The organism is Castellaniella sp. WN (genome assembly GCF_054457555.1).
On the sequence record NZ_JBTKZC010000001.1, the window covers coordinates 495,227 to 511,684 of the forward strand.

A 16,458-nucleotide genomic window follows, 5' to 3' on the forward strand; every position below is an offset into this window, starting at 1 on the left:
GGACATGGCGCAGTCCCTTCGGACTGCGCCATGTCCGACGAATCCGAGCCGCCTGCAAGTGGCGAGGTGGATGGGGCCGGGTAGGGCGCGAGTCGTGGCCGGCTCTCTGGGCCGTGCCTGACCGCCTGGCGGCTGTTCGAACGGAGAATCCATGCTGATCGACACCCACTGCCATCTGGACGCCCTCGAGTTCGACGCGGACCGGCCGGTCGTGATCGAGCGGGCGCGGCGGGCGGGTGTCCGAGGCATCGTGGTCCCGGCCGTGATGCGCGCCAATTTCACGGTCGTCCAGGACCTGGCGCGTGCCACCCCGGGCGCCTGCTACGCCCTGGGCATCCATCCGCTGTACGTCGATCGATCCGGCGAGGAAGACCTGGACGCGCTGGATGCCGCGTTGGCGGCGGCGCGGGACGATCCCAAGCTGGTGGCGATCGGCGAGATCGGGCTGGATTTCTTCGTGCCCGCCGTGAGCACACCGGAAGGCCGCGTCCGCCAGGAAAAATTCTACGTCCGCCAGCTGGATCTGGCGCGGCGCCACGGCCTGCCGGTGCTGCTGCACGTGCGCCGGTCCCAGGACACGCTGCTCAAGCACCTGCGCCGCCGCCCGCCCATCGGCGGCATCGCCCATGCCTTCAACGGCAGCTTCCAGCAGGCGGAACAGTTCATCGCGCAGGGCTTCGCGCTGGGCATGGGCGGAGCCATGACCTTCGAGCGCGCCCTGCGGATCCGCCGCCTGGCGACCGAATTGCCGGCCGAGGCCCTGGTGCTGGAAACCGACGCGCCCGACATCCCGCCCGCCTGGCTGGGGCGCGGTCCCGATGGCCGGCTCGGGCCGGCGCGTAATGAACCGGCGGAAACGGCCGGGATCGCTCGTACTCTGGCCGAATTGCGTGGTGTCGAGACCGAGACCTTGGTCGGGCAGTGCTTCGCCAATGGCTGCCGGGTGCTGCCCCGGTTGGCGCGCGCCTTGGACAGAACGGTCGCTGCGTAGTTTCCCGGCTGGACCGGAATGCGTGTGAGGCGTTCCGGCGGCCCGTTCACCCCCTAAGCTGAAGGATGATTCGTTTTCGGGGGAAGGTATGCTCGGGCGCGCGATGGTGGTGGCGGGACTGGGCGGCGTGCTCGACGCCCATCGGCTGGCCGATCTGCCGGGAAGCGGTACGCTGGCGCTGGTGTCCGGTTTGCTGGGGTTGATGGGCTGGGTGGTGTGGCGCGTGGCCCGGGGCCGGGCGGGGACCGAGGATGGGATATCGCATCGTTTCGGCCGATCGGTGCTCTCCGGTTGGTGTGGGCTCGGCTCCGTCGCGACGTTGCGCAGCCTGGCGTTCTGCCTGCTGAGCGCCTGGGCCGGTTTCATGTTCACCGTATTGTGCGCCCAGGCACGCCTGGATCAGGCGCTGGCCGATGGCAATGTGGACCGGGTGTCGCGCGTCACGCTGCGCGTCGATAGTCTGCCCCGGCTGCGGCCGGACCGGCTGGATTTCGAGGCCGTGATGCTGGATGCGCATCCAGACGGCGTGCCGGAGCGCATCCGGGTGCGCTGGCCGGCCGGTGGCTGGCGCGGTCCCTATGCGCCCGCACTGCCGCCCGATCCGCCGTTTCCCGAGGTGCGCCCCGGGCAGGTCTGGCGCATGGCTCTGGTGCTGCGGCCGGTGCGCGCCGCGCAGAACCTCCATGCCTTCGATTACGAGGCCCATGCCTTTGCCGCCGGCATCCGCGCGCAGGGCACGGTGCGCGGATCGCCGGAATGGCTGCGCGACGAGGGCTGGGCCGGCCTGTCCGTCATTGCCGGTCGGGCGCGCCATGCGGTGCGGGAGGCCATGGCGCCGTATCTGGAGGGCCTGCGCTATGGACCGGTGCTGCGGGCACTGGCCATCGGCGACCAGGACGGGGTGGACGACGCCGACTGGACCGTCTTCAACCGCACCGGCATCACCCACCTGGTCTCCATCAGCGGCTCGCATATCACGATGCTGGCCGGCGCCGGCGCGATGGCGGTCTCGGCCTTGTGGCGCCGCCTGCGCTGGCGCGGCCGTTGTCTGGCCGAACGCTGGCCCGCGCGCCGGGCGGGCGCCGTCGCGGCGCTGCTGGTCGCCTGGCTGTATTGTCTGCTGGCTGGATGGGGCGTGCCCGCGCGGCGCACCTTCATGATGCTGGCGGTGGTGGCGGGCGCCCAGGCCTTGCAACTGCGTATCAGTGGTTCGCGGGTGCTGGCCCTGGCGGCCGTGGCCGTCGTCGCTACGGATCCCTGGTCGGTGCTGGCGGGCGGGTTCTGGCTTTCGTTCCTGGCGGTGGCCGTGCTGCTGGCCGTCGGGTCGAAGGCGGAGACGGTGGCCGGGGGCGGCGCGGCGGCCCCCGCCGGCTCATCGCGGAAATCCCCGGGGGGCATGACCTCGCCCCGCGCATTGCCGCATGCGACCACCTGGCCCGATCGGCGGCGCGACCGCTGGCTGCGCGGCTTGAAGCTCGCGGCGCGCCTGCAATGGGCGGTCACCTGGGCCCTGGCGCCGCCGCTGGCCTGGACCTTTCACGAAGTCTCGCTGATCTCTCCGCTGGCCAACGCCTACGCCATCCCGGTCATCGAACTGCTGGTCACCCCCCTGTCTCTGTTGCTGGCCGCCGTGGCGCTCGTGCCGGGCCTGGAGCCCGTCTCCACCGGCCTGGCCTGGCTGGCGCATGGGGCGTTGAGCCTGATGATGTGGCCGACCGAATGGCTGGCCGCCTTGCCCGCCTGGCCCGTGCCCGCCGGGCCGGCCTGGGTGTATGCCTTGGCGATGGCCGGCGTGGTGGTGGCTCTCTGGCCGGGGGGCGCCGGATCCGGATCGTCGGGCCTCGCCGACCGGACGCGGGACGGGGATGGGGCGGCGAGGTGTTGGGCTGACTCGCTCGTCCGCCCCCGCGCCTGGGCTTGGCTGGCCTTGTTGCCGATGCTGTTGTGGCCGCCGGACCGGCCCGGCGAGGGCGAGTGGGACCTGCACGCGCTGGACGTCGGGCAGGGCAGCGCCTTGCTGGTCCGCACGGCGCGGCACGCACTGCTGTTCGACGCGGGCGCGCGCCATGCGCGGGATGCGGACGAGGGTACCCGCACCGTCGTTCCGGCTCTGAAGGCGTTGGGCGTGCACCGCCTGGACGCGCTGGTCGTATCCCACGCCGATCTGGATCACGCCGGCGGGGTTCGCAGCGTGCTGGCGGCGGTGCCGGTGGCGCAGGCTTTCGCGTCCTTCGATCTGGAAGCCTGGCTGCGCGCCGAAACTCGAAAACTGGGCGCCGATGCCACGCCCTTGCCTCAGGCTGACGTCCCGTGCCGTTTCGGCGACCGCTGGCGCATGGACGGGGTTGAATTCGAGTTTCTCTGGCCGCTGGACGTGCGCGCGCGCCGCAAGGGCGTGGAGGCCAACGCCGGCAGTTGCGTGCTGCGGGTGCGAGGGGCGCACCACAGTCTGCTGCTGACGGGCGACATCGAGATCCGCGCCGAGGCGGCCCTGGTCGGACGCGGATTGACGCCTGCGGACGTGGTCGTGGCCGCGCATCACGGCTCGCGGACTTCGTCGTCGGCCGCCTTCGTCGAGGCCGTGGCGGCGCGCCACGTGATCATTCAGGCGGGCACCTGGAACCGCCATGGCCACCCGGACCCTGCTGTGCTGGAACGCTGGCGTCAATCCGGCTCGACCCTCTGGCGCACGGATTTGCAAGGCGGGGTAAATGCCCGGTCGCGCGGGGAAGGGCTCTCGTTGTACAGTGTCCCGGAGTCGTCCCGTCGTTATTGGCACGGGCGGCGCCCGTAGGGATCTTCCGTGGTTCCCTAGTGGTTTTCGCGGTCTTGCGCGAGATCGCGGGATCGGCGATGATCCGGCAGCCGTCCACAAGACGACTGTGGTCCTTTCGACAACACCCGGCATCCGGGGGTTCCAAAGGGCTTGTGAAAAATCCAAAAGATTTTTGCGACCATGACACAGACACCTCTGAAGTTCTACGTGCCCGAGCCCTCGGGGCGTCCCGGTCAGGCGACCGACTTTTCCTACCTGCGCCTGCAGCCCGCCGGGGCGGCGCGCAAACCCCCCATCGACATCGCGCCCTACGACACCCGCGACCTGGCCATCGGGCTGATCCGCGTGCTGGACGACCAGGGCGAAGCCCAGGGGCCCTGGGCCGAGGACCTTCCGGACGACGATCTGCTGCGCCGCGGCCTGTGCGCCATGGTCAAGACGCGCATCTTCGATGCGCGCATGGTCATTGCCCAGCGGCAGAAGAAGACCTCGTTCTACATGCAATGCCTGGGCGAGGAGGCCATCGCCATCGGCCAGTCGCTGGCGCTGCGCGACGGCGACATGCATTTCCCGTCCTACCGCCAGCAGGGCCTGCTCATCGCGCAGGACTACCCCCTGTTCGACATGATGTGCCAGATCTTCTCCAATGACCAGGATCCGCTGAAAGGCCGCCAGCTGCCGGTGCTGTATTCGGTGCCGGAAAAGGGCTTCTTCACCCTGTCGGGCAACCTGGGCACGCAGATGCCCCAGGCGGTGGGCTGGGCCATGGCCTCGGCCATCAAGGGCGACACCCGCATCGCCTGCGGCTGGATCGGCGACGGTGCGACGGCCGAATCGGACTACCAGACGGCGCTGCTGTTCGCCCACGTGTACCGGGCGCCGGTGATCCTCAACGTGATCAACAATCAGTGGGCGATCTCCACCTTCCAGTCCGTCGCGGGCGGCGAGGGCACCACGCTGGCGGCGCGCGGCATCGGCTCGAACGTGGCCTCGCTGCGGGTGGACGGCAACGATTTCCTGGCCGTCCACGCCGTGTCCCGCTGGGCTGCCGAACGGGCGCGCAACAACCATGGCGCCACGTTGATCGAATGGGTCAGCTACCGGGCCGGGCCGCATTCCACTTCCGACGATCCGTCCAAGTACCGGCCGGCCGACGACTGGTCGCGATTCCCGCTGGGCGATCCGATCGCGCGGCTGAAGGACTACATGCTCAAGCGCGGCATCTGGTCCGAACAGGAGCATCAGGAACTGCAGAAGGCCTGCGAGGCCGAGGTCGTCTCCGCCCAGAAAAAGGCCGAGGCCCACGGCACGCTGGCCACGGGACGCACCAGCAGCGTGGCGACCATGTTCGAGGACGTGTACAAGGACATGCCGGAACACCTGCGCCGGCAGCGCCAGGAACTGGGGGTATGAGCATGGCACAGGAAAAAACCAAGACCCGTCCCATGACGATGATCCAGGCCCTGCGCTCGGCCATGGACGTCATGTTGGAACGGGACGAGAACATCGTCGTCTTCGGCGAGGACGTCGGCTATTTCGGCGGAGTGTTCCGCTGCACGGAAGGCCTGCAGGCCAAGTACGGCCAGTCGCGCGTGTTCGACGCGCCGATTTCCGAAAGCGGCATCGTGGCGGCGGCCATCGGCATGGGCGCCTACGGCCTGCGTCCGGTGGTCGAGATCCAGTTCGCCGACTATTTTTATCCGGCGGCCGACCAGATCTTCTCCGAGGCCGCGCGCCTGCGCTACCGTTCGGCGGGCGGCTACACCGCGCCGCTGACGATCCGCATGCCCTGCGGCGGCGGGATCTTCGGCGGCCAGACCCACAGCCAGAGCCCGGAGGCCCTGTTCACGCACGTGGCCGGCCTGCGCACCGTCATGCCGTCCAATCCCTACGACGCCAAGGGTCTGTTGATCAGTTCCATCGAGAACGACGACCCGGTCATCTTCCTCGAGCCCAAACGCCTGTACAACGGCCCCTTCGACGGTCACCACGACCAGCCGGTCGTGCCCTGGTCCAAGCACCCGCTGGGCAACGTGCCCGAAGGCTACTACACCGTGCCGCTGGATTCGGCCTCGCTCTATCGCGAAGGCCGGGATCTGACCGTGCTGACCTACGGCACCATGGTGTACGTGGCCGAGGTCGCCGCTCGCGAGGCCGGCATCGAGGCCGATATCCTCGATCTGCGCAGCCTCTGGCCGCTGGACATGGACGCGATCCTGGCTTCGGTGCGCAAGACCGGCCGCTGCGTGGTACTGCACGAGGCCACCCGCACCAGCGGCTTCGGCGCCGAACTGTGCGCCCTGGTCCAGGAGCATTGTTTCTATCATCTCGAGGCCCCCGTGGAACGTATCACGGGGTGGGACACGCCGTACCCCCATTCGCATGAATGGGCTTATTTCCCCGGCCCCAAGCGGGTCGCGGAGGCGTTCAAGCGCGCGTTCCGGGAGGCATAATGGGTATTCACATCATCAAGATGCCGGACATCGGCGAAGGCATCGCGGAAGTCGAACTGGTGGAATGGCACGTCCGGGCGGGCGATGCCGTGGTCGAGGACCAGATCCTGGCCGACGTCATGACCGACAAGGCCACCGTCCAGGTGCCCTCCCCGGTGCATGGGCGCGTCGTGTCGCTGGGCGGCAAGGTCGGCGACGTCATGGCGGTGGGTTCGGAACTCATCCGCCTGGAAGTCGAAGGCGAAGGCAACGAAGGTACGGTCGGGGCGACGTCCCGGACGGCCGCCGCTGCCGCATCGGCGCCCGCCGCGCCGCAACTCGAGCCCGAATCCCGGGCTGAATCAGCCGAGTCCCGTCCCGCTGTCCGCGCGGCGGTCCCGGCGGCCCCCGAACGCGAATCCGCACCGGCGTCCGCCGCGCGCGACCCGCAGGCGCCGCACGCGGCCTCGCACGCACCGTCCCGTCCCGAGGGCCAGCGCCCGCTGGCCTCGCCGGCTGTGCGCCGCCGGGCCTGGGACCTGGGCATCACCCTGCAGTACGTGCCGGGCACCGGCCCCGCCGGCCGGATCACGCACGGCGACCTGGACGCCTGGCTGGCGCGCGATCGCAACGCGACTTCGAACCGCACCACCGGGGCGCTCTACGCCGCCCAGGATCAGGAAACCGAGGTCCCCGTCATCGGCCTGCGGCGCAAGATCGCCCAGAAGATGCAGGAAGCCAAGCGTCGCATCCCGCACTTCACCTACGTCGAGGAAATCGACGTGACGGAACTGGAATCGCTGCGCGCGCGCCTGAACACCCTGCACAGCGCCGAGCGTGGCAAGCTGACTCTGCTGCCGTTCCTGGCGCGCGCCATGGTGCTGGCCTTGCGCGAATTCCCGCAGATCAACGCCCGCTACGACGATGACGCCGGAGTGGTGACCCAGTATGGGGCCGTGCACCTGGGCGTGGCGGCGCAGACGCCGTCGGGCCTGATGGTGCCGGTGCTGCATCACGCGGAAACCCTGGACCTCTGGTCCTGCGCGGCGGAAGTCGCGCGCCTGGCCGAGGCCGCCCGCCAGGGCAAGGCGGCGCGCGACGAGCTGACCGGCTCGACCATCACCCTGACCAGCCTGGGAGCGCTCGGGGGCATCGTGTCCACGCCGGTCATCAACCATCCGGAAGTCGCCATCGTCGGCGTCAACCGCGTGGTCGAACGCCCCGTGTTCCAGGAAGGCCGGGTCGTGGCGCGCAAGCTCATGAACCTGTCCTCGTCCTTCGATCATCGCGTGGTCGACGGCATGCACGCCGCCGAGTTCATCCAGTGCATCCGGCGTTACCTGGAGTGCCCGGCGCTCTTGTTCGTGGAGTAAGCAGCATGTCCAATCCCATCAACACCACTCTGCTCATCATCGGCGGCGGTCCCGGCGGCTACGTGGCGGCCATCCGCGCCGGCCAGTTGGGCATCCCCACCGTGCTGGTCGAAGGCGCCGCCCTGGGCGGCACCTGCCTGAACATCGGCTGCATTCCCTCCAAGGCGCTGATCCACGTGGCCGAACAGTTCCACGCGCTGCAGGGCTATGCCGGCGATTCGCCGCTGGGCATACGCGCCCAGTCGCCCGAGCTCGACCTGGCGCGCAGCGTCGCCTGGAAGGACGGCATCGTCAAGAAGCTGACCACCGGCGTCGGCGCGCTGCTGAAGAAGCATAAGATCACGGTCGTCCAGGGTTGGGCGCGCATCGTCGACGGCAAGACCGTGGACGTCGATCCCGTCGCCAAGGGCAAGGCGGGCGCGCCCCAGCGCATCCGCTGCGAGCACCTGCTGCTCGCCACGGGTTCGGAGCCCGCCGCGCTGCCTTTCATGCCCTTCGGCGGCCCGGTGATCTCCTCGACCGAGGCCCTGTCGCCCAGGAAACTGCCGAAATCCCTGGCTATCGTCGGCGCGGGCTATATCGGCCTGGAACTGGGCATCGTCTACCGCAAGCTCGGCGTGAAGGTCGATGTGATCGAGGCCCAGGACCACATCCTGCCCGTCTACGATGCCGACCTGGTCAAGCCGGTGCACGCCGCGCTGAAATCCCTGGGCGTCGGCCTGCACCTGCAGACCCAGGTCCTGGGCCTGACCGAGGACGGCAAAGGCCTGCGGATCCAGTCGGGCAAGGCCGAGGACGTACTGTCCGCCCAGCAGGTGCTGGTGGCCGTCGGCCGCAGGCCCCGCAGCCGGGGCTTCGGACTCAGTTCCCTGATGCTCGACATGGACGGCATGGCGGTGCGCGTGGACGACCGTTGCCGCACATCCATGACCGGAGTCTGGGCTATTGGCGACCTGACGGGCGAGCCCATGCTGGCGCATCGCGCCATGGCGCAGGGCGAGTGTGTGGCCGAACAGATCGCCGGCCACACGCGGCGCTTCATGCCGGCGGCGATCCCGGCCGTGTGTTTCACCGATCCGGAAGTGGTCACGGCGGGCCTGTCGCCGCAGCAGGCGGCCCAGGCGGGCATCGACGCCATCGACGCCTCCTTCCCGCTGGCGGCCAACGGCCGGGCGATGACGCTGGAATCGACCGACGGTTTCGTGCGGGTCGTGGCGCGGCGCGACAACCACCTGATCCTGGGCTGGCAGGCCGTGGGGCGGGGCGTGTCGGAATTCGCCGCGGCCTTCGGCCAGTCCATCGAGATGGGTGCGCGGCTGGAAGACGTCGGCCACACGATCCACGCCCACCCGACCCAGGGCGAGGCGATCCAGGAAGCGGCCCTGCGGGCGCTGGGGCAGGCGCTGCACGTCTGACGCGTCGTTGCGGACCGGCCTCGTTCTCCCCGGGCACGGCCAATGCCCGTGCCCGGGAAGGCCGGCCAGTCCGTTAGCCGGAGAGCATTGGGCGGGGCTTCTCCTCACCGTGTTTAAATAGGGGCGTTCGTCCGACACGAGGTGCTCCCCATGTCTTTCGCTTCCCCCGCCGTTCAATCCCGCCCGGCCGACGAGCCCCGTCTGGATTTCGTCGCCTGCGCCAGCCCGGCGGGCCTGCACCGCATGGCGTACTGGGAATGGGGCGACCCGGACAACGACCGGGTCCTGGTCTGCGTGCATGGGCTGACCCGTACCGGCCGGGACTTCGATCCGCTGGCGCGCGCGCTCGGCCGTGAATATCGCGTGGTCTGCCCGGACGTCGTCGGGCGGGGGCGTTCGGACTGGCTCATCGATCCCAATGGCTACGTGATTCCCCAGTACGTCGCCGACATGGTGACGCTGCTGGCCCGGCTTCGGCCGGCGCGGCTGGATTGGGTCGGCACGTCCATGGGCGGGCTGATCGGACTGGGGCTGGCGGGGATGGCGGCGCTGTCGCCCGTCCTGCGCCCTCCCAGGGGGCCGTTGGGTCTGGGCGCGGCGTCCGACGTACCGCTGGGCCGCATGGTCTTCAACGACATCGGCCCTGTGCTGGACGTAGACGGCCTGGCGCGGATCGGCGCATACGTCGGCCAGGAATTGCGCTTCGATCGCTACGAGCAGGCGGTGGACTATGTCCGGACGGTGTCGGCCGGCTTCGGGCCGCATGACGACGCCGGCTGGGATGCGCTCACCCGGCACGTGTTCCTCGAACGGGATGGGCAGTGGGTCAAGCATTACGACCTGCGCCTGGCTCAGCCCTTCGCCCTGCAGACCGCCGAAGCCGCGGCCGCCGCCGAGGTCCTGCTGTGGCGGGCCTGGGATCATCTGCCCGCGCCGTCCCTGATCCTGCGCGGCGCGCAGTCCGACATCCTGACGCCGGAAACCGCGCGACGCATGGTGGAACGCAATCCCCGCGCCCGTCTGGTGGAGTTCGACGGGGTAGGACATGCGCCCACCCTGCGTTCCGATGAGCAGATCGCGGCGGTGCGCGATTTCCTGCTCGTGTCCCCTTCCTGAATCCGGCGCGGTCCGCCGCCGCTCCACGTATCGGAACCATGCCGTTGAACGTCGATCTGCACAGCCATTCATCCCGTTCCGACGGTATCCTGCCGCCCGCGCAGGTGGCCGCTCGCGCCCATGCGCAGGGCGTGGACTGGTGGTCGTTGAGTGACCACGACGAGACCTCCGGCCTGGCCGAGGCCGCCGCCGCGGCGCGCGCGCTGGGCCTGGGCTTCATCCCCGGGGTCGAGATTTCCGTGACGTTCTGCGAACGCACGGTCCACGTGCTGGGCCTGGACATCGACCCGGACCAGCCCGACCTGCGGGCGGGCCTGGCCGGCATCCGCCGCAGCCGCTTCGAGCGCGCCGGGGACATCGCCGCGCGCCTGGACGATTGCGGCATCGCCGGCGCCTACGAGGGCGCCTTGCGGCACGTGGATAACCCGGAACTGATTGGCCGCGTGCATTTTGCCCGCCACCTGCTGGAGCAAGGGCATTGCAAGTCCCTGCAGCAGGCCTTCGACCGCTACCTGGGCGAGGGCAAGCGGGCCTTCGTGCCGATGCGCTGGCCGAGCCTGGAGTCGGCGGTGGCCTGGATCCGCGGGGCCGGCGGCAAGGCGGTGATCGCCCATCCCGGGCGCTACCGCTATACGCCGCAGCAGTTCGATGCGTTGTTCGACGCATTCAAGGCGCAGGGCGGCGTCGGCCTGGAAGTCGTCTCCAGCGGGCACACGCCCGCCCAGTGCGACCGCTACGCCCGCGTGGCGCAGGCCTACGGTTTCGAGGCCTCGCGCGGTTCGGATTTCCACGCGCCGGGCATTCCCCGCACGGAGCTGGGCCGGGTGCCGCCATTGCCGGAATACCTGACGCCGGTCTGGCGGGACTGGATTTAGGGCCTGTCTCAGAAATATGTAGACAGAATCTACGGATGGAATCGAGGATTTGGTCAGCGGTCTTGGTCCAGATGAAAGGTCTGGGATGTTGATTGTAATGATCGAGGTATTGCCGAATGGCCGGCTCAAGGGCTCGCGTACTGCGATGGGTACCGCGTCGGATCTGTTTGCGCGTGATCTCGGCGAACCATCGCTCGACTTGGCTCAACCACGAGGCCGAAGTGGGTGTGAAGTGCACCTGGAATCGTGGATGGCGTGCAAACCAAGACTTGATCGCGGGCGTCTTGTGCGTGCCGTAGTTGTCCATCACCAGATGCACATCCAACTCGGCCGGCACGTTGGCCTCGATAGTGCGCGGAAACCGCAAGAACTCTCTACTGCGATGGCGCCGATGCAGTTCACCGATCACTTCTCCGGTAGCAATATCGAGCGCGGCAAACAGGGGGGTCGTGCCATGGCGCATGTAGTCGTGCGTGCGCCGTTCGGCGATGTCCGGGGCCAGCTCGCGTACTTTCTCCACGAACAGCGGATCGTTCGAGAGCTTGAAGGTCTCCTGGCGATGCGGCTGCAAACCGAAGGCTTGCCAAATGCGCGTCACCGTCGCGTGCGACAGACCCAGAGTGCGAGCCATGCTGCGCGTGCTCCACTGCGTGGCATCAGCCGGTTTTTCTTCCAACGTCTTGGCCACTACCGCTTCGATCAGATCGTCGCCGATTTGCCGCGGCGTGCCCGGCCGAGGCTCATCGAGCATTTAGTGCAATGAATTTCTGAGACAGAACACTGGAGCACGCCATGAACAAGGCTTTCGTCAAAGAGTCGGACAACGACGAGGACGACGACCTGCCCGAATCCCGGGCCCTGCCCGCCGGGACGAAGAACTACATGACGGTCACCGGCTACCGGGCGCTGAACGACGAACTGATGCACCTGATGAATGTCGAGCGTCCCGAGGTCGTGTCCGTCGTGTCGTGGGCGGCGTCCAACGGCGACCGTTCGGAGAACGGCGACTACCTGTACGGCAAGAAGCGGCTGCGGGAAATCGACCGGCGCATCCGCTACCTGACGCGCCGCCTGGAGTCGGCCGAGGTCGTGGATCCGGCCCGACAGCCCAACCGCGATCAGGTGTTCTTCGGCGCGACCGTCCATTATTGCGACAGCCGGGGCGAAGCCTTCACCATCACCATCGTTGGCGTGGACGAGGCCGAGCCCCTGGCGGGGAAGATCAGTTGGGTGTCGCCCGTGGCCCGCGCCCTGATCAAGGCGCGCGAGGGCGACACCGTGACCCTGCGCACGCCCTCGGGGATCGAAGAACTGGACATCCTGGGGGTCCGCTATCCGGACGCCTGATCGCGGCTAAAATGGATGGTTTCCCATGCCCTCGAGCCGTTCCGCCGTGACTACCGTACTGATCCTCCCCGGTTCCTCCGTTCTGTCCGACTTCCGCCGGGAACGCCTGCTGCGTGTCCTGGCCGCCCGGGATCTGCCGGTGGCCGACGTCCGTGCGCAAGCCTGCCATTTCGTCGGGATCGACGGTACGCTGGACGACGCGGGCCAGGCGCGCCTGCGGGCGCTGCTGGATGACGGCCGCGCAACCGAGGTCCCGGCCGCCGAACGGCACGCGGCGCGTTTCCTGGTGATTCCGCGCCTGGGCACGATTTCCCCCTGGGCCAGCAAGGCGACCGACATCGCCCGCCACTGCGGCCTGCCGCAGGTGCGCCGCATCGAACGCGGGGTGCGCTACACCATCGTGCCGGAACGCCGCCTGCTGGGCATGCGCGCGCTGGATGCGGACCAACTGGCCGCCGTGGCCGCCTGCGTGCACGACCGCATGACCGAAACCGTGGTGGACGACGATTTCGACGGTCAGGCGCTGTTCGCCCAGCTGGACGGCCAGCCCGTCCAGGCCGTGCCCGTGCTGGCCGAAGGCCGCGCCGCCCTGGAAGCCTGCAATGCGCGCCTGGGCCTGGCCCTGTCGGACGACGAGATCGACTACCTGCTGCGCGCCTATCGCGACCTGGGGCGCGACCCCACCGACGTCGAATTGATGATGTTCGCCCAGGCCAACAGCGAACACTGCCGCCACAAGATCTTCAACGCCCACTGGACGGTGGACGGCCAGGCCCAGCCGCACACGCTGTTCGACATGATCCGCGCCACCCACGCCGCCCAGCCCGAAGGCACGATCGTGGCCTATTCGGACAACGCCGCCATCATGGCCGGCGGGCCGGCGCGGGTCTTCCATGCGGGCGACGCCACCGACACCGTCTACCGGCGCCACGACATCGTCGCGCACACGCTGATGAAGGTCGAAACGCACAATCACCCGACGGCGATCGCGCCCTTCCCGGGCGCGGCGACTGGCGCGGGCGGCGAGATCCGCGACGAGGGCGCGACCGGGCGCGGTTCTAAACCCAAGGCCGGCCTGACCGGTTTCACCGTGTCGAACCTGCGCGTGGACGACGCCGTCGAACCCTGGGAAGACGAGGGCGGCGCGCCCGATCGCATCGCCACGCCGCTGGACATCATGATCGAAGGCCCCATCGGCGGGGCCGCGTTCAACAACGAATTCGGCCGCCCGAACCTGCTCGGCTATTTCCGCAGCTTCGAACAGACGGCAGGCGGCATGCGCTGGGGCTACCACAAGCCCATCATGCTGGCCGGCGGCCTGGGCCAGATCGACGCACGGCTGACGCACAAGGATCCGCTGCCGCCGGGCGCGCTGCTGGTGCAGCTGGGCGGGCCCGGCATGCGCATCGGCATGGGCGGCGGCGCGGCCTCCAGCATGGGGGCGGGCAGCAACGAGGCTGCTCTCGACTTCGATTCCGTGCAGCGCGGCAATCCCGAAATGCAGCGCCGCGCCCAGGAAGTCATCGACCGCTGCTGGCAGCAGGGCGCATCCAATCCCGTCCTGGCGATCCATGACGTCGGCGCGGGTGGCCTGTCCAACGCCTTCCCGGAACTGGTCAACGACGCCGGGCGCGGCGCGGAATTCGAACTGCGGCGCGTGCCGCTGGAAGAATCCGGCCTGTCGCCCGCCGAAATCTGGAGCAACGAATCCCAGGAACGCTACGTGCTGGCCATCCAGCCGGAAGACCTGGACCGCTTCGCGCGCATCGCCGACCGCGAACGCTGCCCCTACGCGGTGGTCGGCATCGCCACCGAGGAACGCCGCCTGCGCGTCACCCTGGACGAAGGCCTGCCCGGCCTGGACCGCCCTGCGGGCGAGGTGGATCCGGCCGGACTGCGGCCCGTGGACGTGCCGGTCGACGTGATCCTGGGCAAGCCGCCGCGCATGCAGCGCGACGCGGATCGCCTGGCGGTCGAGGGCGAGGCACTGGACCTCAGCGGCATCGAATTGCCCGACGCGATCGATCGCGTACTGCGCCATCCCACCGTGGCCAACAAATCCTTCCTCATCACCATCGGCGACCGCACCGTGGGCGGCCTGACGGCCCGCGACCAGATGGTCGGCCCCTGGCAGGTTCCAGTAGCCGACTGCGCCGTCACCCTGCGCGATTACGAGGGCGTGGCGGGCGAGGCCATGGCCCTGGGCGAACGCAGCCCGATCGCGGTGTTGAATCCAGCCGCCTCGGGCCGCATGGCCGTGGCCGAGGCCCTGACGAACCTCGCCGCCGCCGGCGTCGTCCGCCTGGAAGACGTCAAACTGTCCGCCAACTGGATGGCCGCCTGCGGCGCGCCCGGCCAGGACGCGGCCTTGTACGACACCGTGTCCGCCGTCAGCGACTGGTGCCAGAGCCTGGGGCTGTCGATCCCGGTGGGCAAGGATTCCCTGTCCATGCGCACCGCCTGGCGCGACGAGGCGGGCGATCACCAGGTCGTGTCGCCGGTGTCGCTGGTGGTCACGGCCTTCGCACCGGTGGCCGACGTGCGCGCCACCCTGACGCCGCAGCTGCGCGACGCGGCGGACGGTTCCGTGCTGCTGCTGATCGACCTGGGCGAAGGGCGCCAGCGCCTGGGCGGCTCGGTGCTGGCCCACGCCTATGGTGGCATCGGCGCGGAAACCCCGGACCTGCACGACGCGGCCCTGCTGCGCACGGCCTTCCTGGCGCTGCGCGAGCTGGCGGCCCAGGGCTGGATCCTGGCGTGCCACGACCGTTCCGACGGCGGTCTGCTGGCGGCGGCGGCCGAAATGGCCTTCGCAGGGCGCCTGGGCGTGTCTCTGAACCTGGACATGCTGACGATCGACCCGCACACGGCCGACGCCGGCGACTACAAGATCCGCGCCGACCAGGTGGCCGTCCAGCATCATGAACGCAACCTGGCGGCCCTGTTCAACGAGGAGACCGGCTGGCTGTTGCAGGTGCCCCGCGCGCATCGCGACGACGTGCTGCGCCACTTGCGTCAGGCGGGCCTGTCCAATTGCACCCATGTGGTGGGCATGCCCAACGCGCGCCGGGAACTGCAGGTCTTCCGCGACGGAATCATCATCTACCAGCGTCCTTTGGCCGAACTCGGCCGGGTTTGGAGCGAGACCACGCGGCGCATCATGGCGCGGCGCGACCATCCCGCCTGCGCCCAGGCCGAATACGACACCTGGCTCGATATCGAGGATCCGGGCCTGTCGCCGCGGGTGAATTTCGATCCCCAGGACGACGTGGCCGCCCCCTTCATCGCCACTGGCGCGAGGCCGCGCATGGCCATCCTGCGCGAGCAGGGCTGCAACAGCCAGGTCGAGATGGCCTGGGCCTTCGACACGGCCGGTTTCGAGGCCGTGGACGTGCACATGACCGACCTGCTGGCCGGCCGCATCCGCCTGGACGGCATGAATGGCCTGGTGGCGGTGGGCGGTTTCAGCTATGGCGACGTGCTGGGCGCGGGCGAGGGCTGGGCCCGCACCATCCGCTTCAATGCGGCGCTCGCCGACCAGTTCGGCGCCTTCTTCGCCCGCCCGGACAGCTTCGCGTTGGGCGTGTGCAACGGCTGCCAGATGATGGCGGCGCTGGCCGACTTCATCCCGGGCGCGGACGCCTGGCCGCGTTTCACGCGCAACGTATCCGAGAAATACGAGGCGCGCCTGTCGCTGGTCGAAGTCCTGGATTCGCCGTCCATCTTCTTCGCCGGCATGGCCGGCGCGCGCGCGCCCATCGCCGTGGCGCACGGCGAGGGGTTCGCCGATTTCAGTCGCCAGGGCGATGCCGCCCGGGTGGCCGGAGCCATGGCCTTCGTCGACAACCGGGGGGGGCGCACGGAAGCCTACCCGGCCAACCCCAACGGCAGCCCGGCCGGCCTGACAGCGGTGACCACGGCCGACGGCCGCTACACCGTCATGATGCCGCATCCGGAACGCGTCACCCGCAACGTCATGATGTCCTGGCGTCCCGAACGCTGGGGCGCGGCCGACCGGGGCGGGGACGCCGCCGCGCACGGCGGCTACACGCCGTGGATGCGCATGTTCCGCAATGCGCGGGCGTGGATGGGATGAGGTAGGGTAGACAGTCCTGGTGGACTGTTCCGTACCT

At 69.3% G+C, this 16,458-nt stretch carries 10 protein-coding genes and 1 pseudogene; 10 read left to right on the forward strand and 1 reads right to left on the reverse strand.

What is annotated here, in order from left to right; genetic code table 11:
- The first annotated feature begins 151 nt into the window (after positions 1 to 151).
- From ACTPOE_RS02265 to ACTPOE_RS02300, 8 genes are all read left to right on the forward strand, one after another.
- Positions 152 to 991 carry a TatD family hydrolase gene (locus ACTPOE_RS02265; protein ID WP_458870573.1) on the forward strand — a complete coding sequence of 280 codons (840 nt, stop codon included), beginning with the start codon at positions 152 to 154 and terminating at the stop codon, positions 989 to 991.
- 88 nt (positions 992 to 1,079) lie between these two features.
- Positions 1,080 to 3,785 (forward strand): ComEC/Rec2 family competence protein, encoded by a 2,706-nt coding sequence (locus ACTPOE_RS02270; RefSeq protein WP_458870574.1) that lies wholly within the window; start codon positions 1,080 to 1,082, stop codon positions 3,783 to 3,785.
- A gap of 162 nt (positions 3,786 to 3,947) precedes the next feature.
- Positions 3,948 to 5,180, forward strand: coding sequence for a thiamine pyrophosphate-dependent enzyme (locus tag ACTPOE_RS02275; protein WP_458870575.1), 1,233 nt, complete (start codon positions 3,948 to 3,950; stop codon positions 5,178 to 5,180).
- Positions 5,177 to 6,220 (forward strand): alpha-ketoacid dehydrogenase subunit beta, encoded by a 1,044-nt coding sequence (locus ACTPOE_RS02280; RefSeq protein ID WP_458870576.1) that lies wholly within the window; start codon positions 5,177 to 5,179, stop codon positions 6,218 to 6,220. Before ACTPOE_RS02275 ends, ACTPOE_RS02280 begins: the two co-directional genes overlap by 4 nt.
- Positions 6,220 to 7,572: a dihydrolipoamide acetyltransferase family protein gene (locus ACTPOE_RS02285; RefSeq protein ID WP_458870577.1), complete on the forward strand. Its 1,353-nt coding sequence runs from the start codon at positions 6,220 to 6,222 to the stop codon at positions 7,570 to 7,572. The genes ACTPOE_RS02280 and ACTPOE_RS02285 overlap by 1 nt, the downstream gene beginning before the upstream one ends.
- Positions 7,573 to 7,577: 5 nt before the next feature.
- Positions 7,578 to 8,987, forward strand: a complete 1,410-nt coding sequence (gene lpdA, locus ACTPOE_RS02290; RefSeq protein ID WP_458870579.1) for a dihydrolipoyl dehydrogenase — start codon at positions 7,578 to 7,580, stop codon at positions 8,985 to 8,987.
- A gap of 150 nt (positions 8,988 to 9,137) precedes the next feature.
- Positions 9,138 to 10,103: an alpha/beta fold hydrolase gene (locus ACTPOE_RS02295; RefSeq protein ID WP_458870580.1), complete on the forward strand. Its 966-nt coding sequence runs from the start codon at positions 9,138 to 9,140 to the stop codon at positions 10,101 to 10,103.
- 38 nt (positions 10,104 to 10,141) lie between these two features.
- Entirely contained in the window at positions 10,142 to 10,978 is an 837-nt protein-coding gene (locus ACTPOE_RS02300) for a PHP domain-containing protein (protein ID WP_458870581.1), read from the forward strand.
- Positions 10,979 to 10,982: 4 nt separating this feature from the next.
- Here ACTPOE_RS02300 and ACTPOE_RS02305 read toward each other — a convergent pair.
- Positions 10,983 to 11,729, reverse strand: a pseudogene (locus ACTPOE_RS02305) (IS630 family transposase); the annotation flags it as partial.
- Positions 11,730 to 11,770: 41 nt separating this feature from the next.
- On the opposite strand from ACTPOE_RS02305, the gene greB reads away from it, so the two are divergent.
- The gene (greB, locus tag ACTPOE_RS02310; RefSeq protein ID WP_458870582.1) at positions 11,771 to 12,325 is read left to right on the forward strand and encodes a transcription elongation factor GreB; all 555 of its coding nucleotides are present in this window, start codon (positions 11,771 to 11,773) and stop codon (positions 12,323 to 12,325) included.
- Positions 12,326 to 12,371: 46 nt separating this feature from the next.
- Positions 12,372 to 16,421 (forward strand): phosphoribosylformylglycinamidine synthase, encoded by a 4,050-nt coding sequence (gene purL, locus ACTPOE_RS02315; protein ID WP_458872733.1) that lies wholly within the window; start codon positions 12,372 to 12,374, stop codon positions 16,419 to 16,421.
- The last annotated feature ends 37 nt before the right edge of the window (positions 16,422 to 16,458 follow it).